6 protein-coding genes are annotated in these 13,153 nt (G+C 57.5%); 2 read left to right on the forward strand and 4 right to left on the reverse strand.

What is annotated here, in order from left to right; translation table 11 throughout:
* Window positions 1–2 precede the first annotated feature (2 nt).
* Window positions 3–7,070 carry a beta-ketoacyl synthase N-terminal-like domain-containing protein gene (locus QNK41_RS14390; RefSeq protein ID WP_319258109.1) on the reverse strand — a complete coding sequence of 2,356 codons (7,068 nt, stop codon included), beginning with the start codon at window positions 7,068–7,070 and terminating at the stop codon, window positions 3–5.
* A gap of 607 nt (window positions 7,071–7,677) precedes the next feature.
* Between QNK41_RS14390 and QNK41_RS14395 the strand changes: the two genes are divergently transcribed.
* Complete coding sequence (locus tag QNK41_RS14395; protein WP_319258111.1) at window positions 7,678–8,583, forward strand: universal stress protein; 906 nt, start codon at window positions 7,678–7,680, stop codon at window positions 8,581–8,583.
* Between the two features lie 186 nt (window positions 8,584–8,769).
* Here QNK41_RS14395 and QNK41_RS14400 read toward each other — a convergent pair whose 3' ends face one another.
* Window positions 8,770–9,969 (reverse strand): MFS transporter, encoded by a 1,200-nt coding sequence (locus QNK41_RS14400; protein ID WP_319258112.1) that lies wholly within the window; start codon window positions 9,967–9,969, stop codon window positions 8,770–8,772.
* A 319-nt stretch (window positions 9,970–10,288) separates the two neighbouring features.
* Between QNK41_RS14400 and QNK41_RS14405 the strand changes: the two genes are divergently transcribed.
* On the forward strand, window positions 10,289–11,242 hold the full coding sequence (locus QNK41_RS14405) for a J domain-containing protein (protein ID WP_319258114.1): 954 nt from the start codon (window positions 10,289–10,291) through the stop codon (window positions 11,240–11,242).
* Between the two features lie 76 nt (window positions 11,243–11,318).
* Here the strand turns inward: QNK41_RS14405 and QNK41_RS14410 are convergent, their stop codons facing one another.
* Together QNK41_RS14410 and QNK41_RS14415 are read right to left on the reverse strand one after the other, a co-directional pair.
* On the reverse strand, window positions 11,319–11,900 hold the full coding sequence (locus QNK41_RS14410) for a hypothetical protein (protein ID WP_319258115.1): 582 nt from the start codon (window positions 11,898–11,900) through the stop codon (window positions 11,319–11,321).
* A gap of 394 nt (window positions 11,901–12,294) precedes the next feature.
* Entirely contained in the window at window positions 12,295–12,849 is a 555-nt protein-coding gene (locus QNK41_RS14415; protein ID WP_319258117.1) for a DUF177 domain-containing protein, read from the reverse strand.
* Between the last annotated feature and the right edge of the window lie 304 nt (window positions 12,850–13,153).

Genomic DNA, 13,153 nt, shown 5'->3' on the forward strand with positions numbered 1-13,153 from the left:
GTTCACGTGTTGCCGGCTGGTGGAACCAGGGCCAGTTTAAAATTTTCCATTTTGTATATGGGCAGACCATCGACACTGAGCAGGCCGTCGGCCCGGATAGCCGGGGTGCGTCCATCACGCATATGCATGATCAGGGCTTCCACGGCAACGGTTTTATTTTTCGGAATGATCTGGCCGCGATAGGTCCAGCTGTGGCGGCTGCCTTCCACCATGCGAAACCGGTGGGTTGCCGCCAGATGCGGCCACCGTTTCATTGTCACAGTTTTGATCAGTTGTAAAAAGGATTCCAACCCCAGGGAGCCGGGGCAGACCGGATCCTGGTGGAAATGGGCCTTGAAAAACCATTCGTCCGGGTTCACCTTTTTTATGCCGCGAATGTAGCCCAATCCAGATGGTCCGCCTTCCGGCAAATGGGCGTCGATGCGGTCAATCATCATCAGTGCCTTGCCGGGCAGTGCCAGTTTATCCACAGATACGGAAACATCGGCGGCGGATTCCGGCGTGTGCGGGGGGATCAGGGGCAGGGAGCAGGCACCGTCCGTCATGCCGGAATAGGGGTACATGGCCTTGACCAGGGGATCCGTATGCCCCATGCCTCTTTGCTGGTCAAGCGCTTCAGCGGAAAAGAACCCGAAATAGGTGTCGCCGGCGTAGACCGGTTCGTCACCGGCATAAACTTCAAAATCGAAATTTTCAATGATCATGTCCGCCGCCTCACTGACTTTGGTCATGCGGCAGCGCATGGTCAAGGTGCCGGTGGCCGGCGTCACCTGACGGTGCAGGACACCACTGCCCCCCAGGTTACGAAACTTCAGGTCCCGCTGGCTGCGCAGGGCAGACCCGGCATAGGCTGCCAGCCACCCGCAGGGCTGCAGGGCGATTTCCAGCAACACGCAAAAGGGCATGACGCCGGAGCGGTCGGCGGCAAAATACCACTCCTTCTCGGGGATGTCATATTGGGCGGTTACCCATCCGTCGGCCTTGAGCTCCCAGGGAGCAGGCTCGACATGGGTCACCCGGTCCATGAAGCAGTAGGGTGGTCCCGGCAGACGGGCGATTTTTCGGTTTTCGTCAAAGATGCGGTAGGGCTCACCAAAGGCCTCGGATGGGTTGCCCGTGGCAAAGGCCAGGATTGACGCCCGGTCATACAGCGGGGCGGCAGGCACCGTCGATTCGTCGACCATCGTTGTCCGAATTTTCTGTTGACGCCATACGGCCTCAATCTCCTCACGGCCGATCCCGGTCATCTTCATGGACATATCCTTGAAAAAGACAATGGGACGACCGTCGGCGGACATGTGGGCGTCGGCAATGGCGTAAGGTTCGGGGCCGTATCCGATTTCGCTGATCTGTATTTCGTAGTGCACATGGCAGGTGGCCGGGGTGACCGGTCCACGGCACTTGAGCCGCGCAGCATTGCCGATTACCGGTTCGTAGCACACACCGGGATTGTCCGTCACCCATCCCATGCGCTGAAGAAAGACCCGCAGGGTGTGGGCGCAGCATTCGTACATGAGGGTGCCGGGCATGACCATGTCGTCTACGAAATGGCAGACGAGGAACCAGTCGTCGGGATGGATGTCCGCTTCGGCCCGGATCAGGCCCAGACCATAGCGACCGCCCTCGGGGTCAAGCTCAGTGATGCGGTGAATCAACCGCATGCGACCACCGGGTAAATGCAGGGAGGCGGACAGGTTGATGCCGGTAAACCGTCGGCCGAAACAGGCGGCCAGATCACCGCGGCGCAGGGCGTCCACCTGATGGTCCGAATAGGATTCCTTGTTTACGGTTACTAGCGGTTGCCAATCCGCCGGCCGCTTGCCGGGTATGGGTGTTCGCTCCTGTTCGGTGAGGATGATGCCACCGGAGTTGGCTACCTCGGCATCGGTGAAAAAACCGGCGCAGCCGTCGCGCATGCTGATCAGGTGCTCGCCGTTGATATAGCCTTCGAAGCGGAAAAAAAACATCCAGGTCTCCCCCTGGCGTACGAAGCGGTCGATGGCGATCTCGTAGCGGATGGTCTCCCCGGGGCGGGGTAACCCCCTGTGAAAGACCACCACCGCGTCCAGCAGGCGGTAGGCCCGCTCACCCTTCACCTGGTGGTCGATGCCCAGGTACGAACTCAGGAACAGGTCTGCCTGACCGGCCTCCACGCTGATGCATACCGGTGCGCGATCACCATCCAGGTACCAGGCATCGGGCAGGACGTCATGCTCGGTGACCACCCGGCCCGATTCCATAGAGAGCATTTTCCCCTGCACGGAGACGATGCGGTCCACCAGCATCAACGGCTCGTCAGGCAGGCGTACCCTTACGCGGTGGGTGTCCACTACGTCAAAGGCCGGTCCCAGGACTCGCCCCACGTTGCCGACGGCGAAAGCCATGCACATTTCCCGATTAAATGCAGGGGGGCTTGGCGATGCCGCCACCCGCGAAGGGGCAGGCGCCGTCTTTGGCTGATCGGGAGGTTTATCCGCCAAGCGGGCGCCCAACCCCAGCAGGCGGGTTTGCAGGTCGACAGTTTCGGCAACGCTTCGGGTCAATTCCTGAGAGAAGTCGAGAAATTGCTGGTGCGCGCTGGCCGTGGTTTCCATGTTTCGGTGAGCCGCCTCAAGTAATTGCGCCCAGGGTGTATCGGATGTTGAACCGTTTTCAGCTGGCGCCGGCGTATCCTCGGCGGATTCAAACCCGTCGGACAACACCGGCGGAACTTTGGACGCGATCTCTGCCGGTCGCAACGATTCGATCGGTGGATCATCCGCCGGCATTTCAGGCAATTGGGGGCAGAGCAGGTGACCGCCCACGGTGACCGGTACGATTTTTCCTGCACGGATTGGCCCCGATGGCGTGGCGGGTTCAAGGCCCTCATACAGTGCACTCAGATTCACGGGCACCCGCTCGGTGACCAACCGGGCCAGGCATCGCAATAGCGAGGTGATTTCATCTTCGTTGCCCTGGTTGGCGGCAACGGCTAAATGGGGCTGTTCATCCAATATCTGATCGATCATGCGGGTGCACGACGCCCGCGGCCCCACCTCGATGAACACCCTGACTCCATCGGCGGTGGCACGCTTAATCGTCCGGGTGAAGTCAAAGCCTTCAACTGCTTGTTTTAAAATGGAATCAGCAGTCCCCTTCGAAGTGACCTCGTAGGGGGAGGCCCAGCTGCAGCTGTACACATCAAGACCTGGTTTAACAGTGGTCGGAAAAACATGCAGCCGTCGGTAGGCGTCGGCCACGGGGCTGGCCGCGTCACAGTGAACAGTGACCACGCCGTCCAGGTAGACGGCCTGGCAACCCATGACAGCGATGGCCTGTTCCACCGCCTGTTCCAACCCGCCGATGACGCATTCATGGGGTGAATTGACGATGAGCAGTCGCACCCGGGGCATGTCCGATAGGGTTTCCTGCACCGATTCTACCGGCCGGTTGACCACCGCCACCCGCCAAGCCACGGCCTGGTCCTCCGGAATCTGCCATGCCTGACGAAGTGCCAGGCATGGGCCGGCAAGCTGGGTGGTGAACAGGTCGGTGGTCAGCATGCGCGCCAGCATGTCACCCCGGTCCGACCATACGCCCTGGGCGAACAGGGCCGACGATTCCCCCAGGCTGTAACCGATGACGGCGTCCGCTCGAATGGAAAACCGGTCAAGGACGCGGGTCATGAGATCACCGAAAACCACCTGCCCGAAAATCATGTTCAGGGGGTCGGCCTTGAGCCGGGAGATGGCTTCCGCCTCCCATCCGGGTTGCCAGGCGCGTCGCCAGGGCATGAGGTTCCAGGGTCGGAATTGGGTTTTCAATTGTGCGGTCTCACGGTCCATCCCGTTGACGATGCCTGGAAACCGCAGGGCCAGATCGCGTCCCATGCCCAGGTAATGGTTGCCCGAACCCGGGTAGACCATGGCAATCCGTGTACCGGGTCCGATGGGACGACTGCTGAAAAACACCTGTCGGGAATGCAGATCGGATCCACCGGAGGCAATGGCCTGACGGGCGTCGTTGAGCACCGCATTAAATTTATCGCCCGGTTTCAGGATCAGGGCGACGGCCAGGCGATGATCGGACCGCTGCGGGCGCGATTGCATCCATCTTCCGGCGGCCGGTTCCACCGGCTCCAGATCGGGGGTGCGTGATAAGAAATCTTCCAGTCCCGCAAGGCCTTCAATCAATTCCGGCGTTGTGTTCCCGCTGACCACGAATAGGCCGGCACGGGTGTCGATGGCCGGGGTCGGACCGATACCTTCGACCGTAGATGCGCTGTTTTCATCCTCCTGAATCAGCACGTGGCTGCAATTGCCGTCCATGGTGATCGATGCGCAGCAGGCAGTTCGGGCACCGCGTTCCCGATCCTGATACCACGGTTGTGCCCGATCCGGCATGTGAAAGGGACGCGTCCTTTCCGCCAATCCGTCCAATGATTCGGGCTGTCGTGTAAAACCGGCAAGGGGTGGGAGAACACGATGATGAAGGCACAGGGCGGTTTTAGCCAGGGATGCCAGGCTGTCGGCAGCGCCGGTAAACCCGATAATGGGCTTGGCGGATCCAAGCGCGATGGCGGTTGATAGGCCGGTGTTTCCGGGTTCGTGAAAAAAGTCGGCCAGGGCGGCGATCTCCATGCGATCCTGATCCGGCGTACCGGCACCGTGGGCTTCCACATATGACACCGAAGCGACAGAAACATCGGTACGGCCAAAGCACCCGGACAGTGAGCGACAGTAAGTCGATTCGCTGACACGGCCCGTTGCCGGATCCTCACCGCCGGCGCTGCCGATACCGCGGATGACGGCATAAACGCGATCGCCGTCGATCCGCGCCTGAGTCAGTGGCTTGAGCACCAGTGCCACTGCACCGTCGCCGGGCAGCGTACCGTCGGCAGCAGCATCGAAGGGGTGGATCGTGTTGGTAGGTGAAAGGGGCAAGAAATGGTTCATACGAATCACGCTGCGCCCTTCAGCGGCCAAGTCCACCGCCCCCACCAGCATGGCGTCGGCTGCCTTCTCCTGCAGCAGGTCGACGGCAACCTGCAGCGCTTTGATCCCGGAGGCGGCATCGGCGGAGACCACGAAACTGGGTCCGCCGAAGCGAAATTCACGGGCCATGCGGCTGGCGACGATACCTCCTAAAGCCCCCATGACCCGCGGCGGGGTGAGGGGCGGACCGCACTGGTCCCGCAGGCTTTCCAACCATTGGTTCATGGTCCGGTCGTCCAGGTTCAGGCCATGCAATGCGTTCCAGCGTTTGACCGCCGTGAAAAGCTGCCAGCGAAGATGAAAGTTGGTCGCTTCGAAATCGAATCCGAGCCCGAACACGACACCCATGCGTTCACGGGAGTCACGCTGGGGCAAACCGGCATCAATAAGGGCGCCGGTACCCACTTTGAGGGACAGCAACTGCTGGGGGAGGATGTCATCGATTTCGTTGGGCGGAATCTGGAACTCGCCGATACCCACGGAAACGCTGTCGACATAGGCCCCTTTGGGATCGAGACCGCCCAGGGCGCCGATTACCGCCGCATCGGCCCCTTTCCAGCGGCCATGGGGCCGAGCAACAAGGGCACTGTGACCTTGGAATACGGCTTTTTTATATGATTCCAGATTGTTCAGGGATCCCAGCGTCACATCCATGCCCACGATGGCCACCGGGGCAGGGGCCTCTACAGCAGGTTTTTCGTGGACGGATAGTCGTTGGAAAGCGATGGATCGATCCACAGATGAATGCGTCGGCCACTCTTCAAACAGGATATGGGCGTTGATGCCGCCGAAGCCGAAAGCGCTGACCGCAGCCCGCCTGGGAGTCTCTGCCGCACGGGTGTTCCAGGGTATGGCTTTGGTTTGCACGCTGAATGGACTGCCCTTTAGCGGGCTGTTTTCGGGGGCCTGCTCAAAATTGATCGACGGCGGCAGGGTCTGGTGTTTGATGGCCAGCAGGGTTTTGATCATGCCGGCCGCACCGGCGGCGGTCAGCAGGTGGCCGATCATGGATTTCACCGATCCGATGGCGCAGGTACCCGCGTCTGGGGATGCGGCTTTCCAGAGTTGAACCAGACTCTGGAGTTCCGTGGCGTCGCCGGCACGGGTGCCGGTGCCGTGGCATTCGATGTGATCCACGTCAGATGGCTGCCAGCCGGCCGACCGATATGCCTGTTCCATGGCGCGGACCTGACCGCGGCTTTCAGGGGCCAACAGGTTGCCGCGCATATCGTTGGACAGCCCGACACCGTGAATCACGCCGTGGATGGTATCGCCGTGTTCGATGGCGTCGGCCAGACGCTTCAACACCAGAATACCCACGCCTTCGCCCACCACCAGGCCGTCTGCCTGCCTGTCAAAGGGTGCGCAGCGGCCCGACGCTGACAGGGCCTGGAGCTGGCTGAAGCCGGTCTGGGTATAGAGGCATTCGGGTCGTGAGACCCCGCCGGTCACGACCATGTCCGCCCGATGTGCCGCCAGTGCATTGCAGGCAAGTTTGACCGCATAGATAGAGGACGCGCAGGCGGCATCCAGGGTGAAACTGTCGCCGCCGAATCCCATTTCCGCAGCCAGAAGCGCCGCAGGCAGGCCGTCCACCCGACTGGACATGGCCTCGACACGGGTCGGGGTTGTCGGGGAGGTCGACGTATGGGGAAACAGGCGGTTTTCGATGGCCTTGCCCAGGATTTTCCGCGAAAAGCTGGAGGCGCTGTCCGTGGGAAGGGCAATGGCTGCCAGAATGGTGTCGACGCGGCGGCGGTCAACCGGGACGATTTCACAATTTTGGATGGCCCGTTTTCCGGCAGTAAGCGTAAGCTGGTGGACCGGGTCTAGCCCTCGGGTCAGATCCGGATCCAGCGCAAAGGCATAGGGATCGAAGGTGAAATCAGTGATCAAACAGGCGTGGCGGGAGTATGGACGATCCGGCACCCGGGTGGTGCTGAGCCGATCCTGGGATGGGGCGATCCAACGGCCTTCCGGAACCGGTGACGACTGATCGATGCCGTTGACGATGTTTTGCCAGAAAATATCCAGGTTTGGGGCGCCGGGAAAGATGCCATCCATCCCGACGACGGCAATGAGGGGGTGTTTATCCATATCAGGAACGAATACGATTTCTTACCATGGTTCCGAGGCGGACCCCGAAAATAACCATATTGAAGGTATTGTTTTCAGTCAGTTGTCAAAAACATGGATACATACCCGCTTCGTGGATATAACGCAATAATCAATAGACGGTCAGTCAACTGATTTGGGGCAGCGATACATCGGCAGTCAGATGTCGGTTATACAGATGCTGTAGGCGATCACCATGGGTGGGTGAGGGAATTTGTTTTGACAGCGGCACACGCTACGGATATTGTGTTTATATTAGACGCCCTCATTGACCGTGCCGCGACACCGGTACAGATGATGCGGCACCACGATTTTCAATATGCCTGATGCCGCCAATTGTCCAGCTGAATCGGATAGCCCGTTTAAGCCACGCTGCGCCAATCCCTTGTATGTCTTACGGTAGCGTACGACTAAAAAAAACCGGTTGCGACCGGTCTAACGTATTCGAGAGTGCGATCTAATCTCAAAGACCCGATTACCGCTTCGAGAAAATCATCTGCCCGGGGATTATCGCTAAACGTGATCCGTCGGATTTAAAGGCTTCGAGGATTCGTGGAGGTTGCTTAAACGAAAAACAAGGAGGTGAACCATGAAAATCCAGATTCAGCGCATCCTCTGCGCCACAGACCTTTCAGAATTTTCCAATGCAGCCGTCATTCAAGCCATCGGCATGGCCAAGGAGTTCGGATCAACGCTTTTCATCTGTCATGTGATCGATCTGCCCCTGGTTACCATGCATGGGGCGGCTTTTGTATATCCGGAGGATCAGATCGAGGAAATGAGGACCGGTGCCATGGATCAGATAAAAGGCCTGGTGAAGGACAGTGCATTGAATTGGGAAGCCGTGGTGGAAACCGGTCCTGTCTCCAGCACACTGTGCGGTCTGGCTGCTGAAAAACAAGCGGACCTGGCCATCGTGTCCACGCATGGGCGCACCGGGCTTAAGCGGCTGTTCCTCGGTTCGGTGACCGAAAGGCTGTTGCGGACGATTTCCTGTCCGTTACTGGTAGTTACTCCGCCTGAAAAAGCGAGCAGGATGGAAAAGCAGTTCAAAGGATTCGGCTTCAAACAGATCATGGTGGGGTGCGATTTTTCAGCAGACTCTGGGAGGGCGGTGGAATACGGGTTCAGCCTGGCCCAGGAGTTTCAAGCCGTGATCCATCTGGTGCATGTGGTGGAACCTTTTGTCTACCGTGACGCCATGTTACCGGAAACCGTAAAAACAGAGGCGATCAACGAGTTGACCACCGGTTGCCGGCAGCGCCTGGAGGACCTGGTACCGGCAGACGCCCATAACTGGTGCAAGGTTGAGATCGCCTGCGAGGCAGGCAAACCGTTTCAGGCCCTGAAAAAATACGCCGGGATCCACCGGATTGACCTCATCGTACTTGGTGTTCGCGGCCATTCACTGGTCGAGACGATGCTTTTGGGGTCGACGACCGACCGGGTTATCCGGGGGGTGGCCTGTCCGGTTCTGTCCGTCTGCCCGCCCTGATTGGTAAAGAAAACAGCCGTACCGTGGGACTTCAGCGGCGCATTTACCAAAAAATTAATGCCTTTTTTTCTTAACCAAAATAACGGCCATGAATGGCGCCTTTGGCCATGCGACCGTCCCAGCAACCGCTTCTTCTTTTCAATTATAGTTTCGGAGGGGTTGGCTGTCAAACGGCAACGGCTGCTGCTAAACGGCTTTCATTTGGCGGTCGGCGGGTAATTGGGAGACAAAGGGCAGGCCGATGAATCCAACCAAGGCAAAAATGATATAGGTGGTTTTTAATCCGATCAGATCCCCGGTCATGCCGACGATCACCACCACCGCCGAGCGGGCCAGAAAAGAGATCATCATAAACAGTCCATTGGCGGCTGAAGGGCTATCCACGGCGTTTTCCTGCACCAATGCCAGCATCACCGGGGTGGTGGACAACAGGGTGAAACCGGTGAGCACCAGCATGGCATAAGCCAGCCATCCATCCACCCAGACAAACCCCAGCAGGGATATCGGCGCGCCCAGCAGCGAAAGGGTCAGCAAGCGTCGGCGGCCAAATCGATCGCTCAGGGTGCCGGCCACCATGACTCCTGCAACGCCGGCGATTTCAAAGATGGTCAATCCGGCACCGGCCAACCACAGATTCCCCGTGTTCATGGCGATAAAGGTCGGGAGAAACGAGGCCATGCAGCCGTGCATAAAGCCTCTGGCCACGAGGATGCCGGTAATCGGGATCAGGATATGGCGCATGCCACGCCAGGTTTGCATCAGCGGCACCGGTGCGGCGGCGGTTCGGGTCACCGGAAGGTCTCGGGTCGCCACGAATAGCAGCGCCGAGCAGACGAAACTGACCACCATCACCGGATAGAAGCCATCCAATCCCATCAGGGCAACGAGACCCACCGCCACCATCGGGCCAACCGCACGGGCCGCTTCCCCACCGACCATGAATAAAGACATACCCATGCCTTTTCGGTCTCCGGACATGCGGGCCACCACCACCGGTGCCGGCACATGAAACACGGATACGCTGATGCCGGCAAACAGCATCAGAACGAGTAGCATGCCATAGGTGGGTGCCATGCCGATCAGGCTCATGGGGACGGCGGTCAACGCCGGCGCCAGAATGAGAAACCAACGGACGCTGACACGATCCGCCAGGGAACCGATCCACGGGTTGATCAACGCGGGCAACTGCATCACCGTTGAGAGCAGACCGGCTTGGGTCAGGGTCATGGACAGCTTTTCAATGAGCAGCGGCAGCAGCGGAGCCAGAAAGCTGGAATAGACGTCATTGATGAAGTGGGCGATGGAAACGGCGATGACACCCTGCAGGTTGACACGGTCGTTCGACAGCGGTGTATTGATTGGTGTCGGATCAGCGATGGGTTGCATGAGGGTCCATTATTGTCAGGAAAGCGTGCTTTAAATAAAAAGAGGTGACCTAAGCGATTGAGCCTATATCTGTTTACCGGGATTCGGTCAACCGCAGACCAACCGGTGGAGAATCTATACGCGGGTAACGTATTTGAAAGGCCCTTCAATTCGTACCCACTAAAAAACCACTGCAATCGTTGTTGTTATTGGGAATCCAAAAACAGTTGTTTTTCTGTGGAGAACGGTTATCTTTTTCCTAATGACCAATCGGCCTGGAAGGGAGCGCAGCATAATGTATCTTGCCCGATTGTCCGATAAAAATAATGGTTGCAGGTACATGATCCGACAATCTTATGCCGATGGCCACTGCTATCGGAGTCGTGATCTGTTCGATCTGGGTGACGACCCGTCGTGCTTTATCGTCTATCCCGGTGGAAATGGCTTTTACATCGATACGAATGTGGAAGACGCCATCTCCGATCAGGGCTTTTCAGTCTCACAGGATGACTTGGAGCCGGTTTTCATGCCTTTTCTACGGCCGCACATCCGACGGGTGATCGATGGGTTCGATCGAAAAACGCGCTCCAGTTCACCGTCCGATACGTGTGCCCCGGCAGACTCCATTCATCTGTTTGACCGGTACCGCCTGCATTACCTCAAGCTGGGACGTGTGGACCTCAGGGATGTGGGTTGCACCCCGGACCGCTTTTACGCAAACCTTGCCCACAAATCCCGCGATGAGATCGAATACGATTTTATTGAGGCGGAGCGTATCCTAAAGCCAGGGGAACTGGCCCGCTATACCTATCATATTTTTGACCTGCAGCAATTCTTCAGCGAAAATTTTGCGCGCAGCCACCCCGAATGTCTGGATCAGGACCGTATGGACCGTTTTTTCGTCCAATCCCTGTGTCGACTCAGCCGGGATGTCTCGTTCTGGGAGGGCAGCGACGAAGAATCAGGCCTTCGACCACATCTGGTGCGCTACGCGGTCATGTATTTCGACAGCTGCTTTCCCTCCGGTGATCCGTTGCGGGATTATTTGCAGGATTTCATGAATCGCCATCGAACCCATCGGCCGCCGGAAAGTGTCCAGGTCAGCCTATCTGAATCCGCCAGGTTGTTAGGTGTGACTGTAGATGCGATGAAAAAAATGGACTGCCGCGCGCTGACCCGTCAGTACCGTAAACTGGCCTTGAGGCATCACCCTGACAAAGGCGGTGATCCGGATACCTTTGTCAAGCTCGCTGCGGCCTATGAGAAATTGTTGAAGCACAAATCCAAAAACTGAATTGAAAAGCGCGTAAACAACAGGCGGTGTCGGCGTGTGAGCCAGTGCCGCCTGTTTCTGTTTGGACTGCAGGCGCTTAGGGTTGCCGAGGTGCCGGAGGCGGCGTGGTGCTGATTTTTTCCTCGTAGGTGGAGAGCAGAAAAAGGGTTGCCAGCGGTTGGGTGAACAGCACGCCAATAAAGACGGTCCCGCCGATCATGGAAATGGCCATGAAGATGATCACCACAACCACGTGATCGACCAGTTCACCGCTTTTGCCCATGGCGTAGCTTTCCTTTACCGCATCGACGATGCCCATGTTCTTGTCGGTCATCAGCGGCATCATGTAGATGCAGCAGAAGGTGACTGCCACAACCACGATAATGCCGGGCAGAAAGAGCAGCATGAAACCGATGGCGGTGGCCACGAACACCGCGATACCGAATCCCAACAGCGGAAGAAACAGATTCATGTGGGAGAAAAGGTCCTGGACTTTGGGTTCCCGGCCGTTGCGCATCAACTGGAGCAGGCTCTGGGTGTAACCAGCCATGGTTACCGGGGCCAGAATACCCAGGGTTAGGGAACTCACCGCCACCATCACCAGGGTCATGAGAATCAGTGAGACAACATTGCCAAGGGTCAGATTCCAGGCGGTTTCGATGTGACGCTTAAAGTCCATGGGCGCTCCTGAACGAGTGAAGGGTAATTGTATGGTTGATGTAATTCGACATAACCAATTAAAAATTTATAAGTTTGTGTAAATGGGTAGCAGCTGATGCGGTTGGGACAGATAGTCGCATATACCGGCTTTGGCGGGTTGTTGTCAACCATCATCGCCGACAGCAGCAGACGCTGACGATCCTTTTATCGATTACCCTATAATCACCGGTCCAATCGACCGTTCAGCATGCGCCTCATTTGATCCCGTTCTGATTTCGCCTGGGCGAGTTTCAGCTTCAGGCATCGTGTCTGGCAGGCAGCGAATCAGCCAGTTCTTTTTCCAGCCGGTCCACCTCCTGTTGAAAACGATAAAGATCCCTGGCTATAAGTTGCAAGGACATGTCGTTTTATTCCTATTTCTTGGGAAATGCGCGCGTCTTGAGCACTGCAAAGGGACCGTTTTCATCCTGGGGTCGGCACTGGCAGGCGGTTTTGTTGAGATTCACACCGCAGCGGTTGCACAATCCCTTGCACGCATCCCGGCACAGGGGTTTAAAAGGCAGGGCCATTAGGATCTGCTGGGCAATTTCGTCTCGAAGATCAATGCTGTCCCCGCTGTAGAGGATCACGTCCATATCATCTGCAAAAAGTTCGATGTCATCCACGGCGGCTGGATCGATCATGGATGGAACTTCCGGCACGGCAGTGCCTGAAAAGCCGGTTTCCATTTTCATATCAAATGGTTCTAAACATCGGCTGCACGGGATGCGGACTTCGGATTCAGCCGTGCCGTGGATCAGAACCGTTTGGCCGGTGAGGGTTGCATGAATACGCACCTGAATCGGCCGGGTAAAATCTATGCCCTCGTCGCCGGTAACGGCACCTAGCAGGGGCAATGCGGCTGAATCCTCCCGCTCCTCCAGATTCAATCCCTTTTCGGTGATACTGCCGATGTGGATCCGCAACATTTATCTTTAGTTGATTCTACGAATTGAATGAGTGGGTGTAACGTCCCTGGCCGTTGTCCAATACAAGAAACAGCCAAGGGTGACAGTTTGAACTCTTCATTTACACCCAAACTGAGCGATTGTCGAGCTTGCCGCAGATTCAAGGCAGATGTCGTCGCGCTATAGTGGACTATGCGCGGCGATAGCTAACGCCGAAGATGGGGTGAGATCGGCAAACCCAATGGGTTTCACCTTTTGAATACAACCATCGATGGTACCCAACCGTGATCGTTACCAATCGACCTTCTTCGAGAAAGGTGAATCG

It is taken from the genome of Desulfosarcina sp., assembly GCF_033791525.1.
Classification (GTDB): domain Bacteria; phylum Desulfobacterota; class Desulfobacteria; order Desulfobacterales; family Desulfosarcinaceae; genus Desulfosarcina.

Excerpts from the sequence above, each read along its gene's own strand:
- QNK41_RS14390 (WP_319258109.1), bottom strand. The coding sequence starts at position 7,070 with ATGGATAAACACCCCCTCATTGCCGTCGTCGGGATGGATGGCATCTTT.
- QNK41_RS14395 (WP_319258111.1), top strand. The coding sequence starts at position 7,678 with ATGAAAATCCAGATTCAGCGCATCCTCTGCGCCACAGACCTTTCAGAA.
- QNK41_RS14400 (WP_319258112.1), bottom strand. The coding sequence starts at position 9,969 with ATGCAACCCATCGCTGATCCGACACCAATCAATACACCGCTGTCGAAC.
- QNK41_RS14405 (WP_319258114.1), top strand. The coding sequence starts at position 10,289 with ATGATCCGACAATCTTATGCCGATGGCCACTGCTATCGGAGTCGTGAT.
- QNK41_RS14410 (WP_319258115.1), bottom strand. The coding sequence starts at position 11,900 with ATGGACTTTAAGCGTCACATCGAAACCGCCTGGAATCTGACCCTTGGC.
- QNK41_RS14415 (WP_319258117.1), bottom strand. The coding sequence starts at position 12,849 with ATGTTGCGGATCCACATCGGCAGTATCACCGAAAAGGGATTGAATCTG.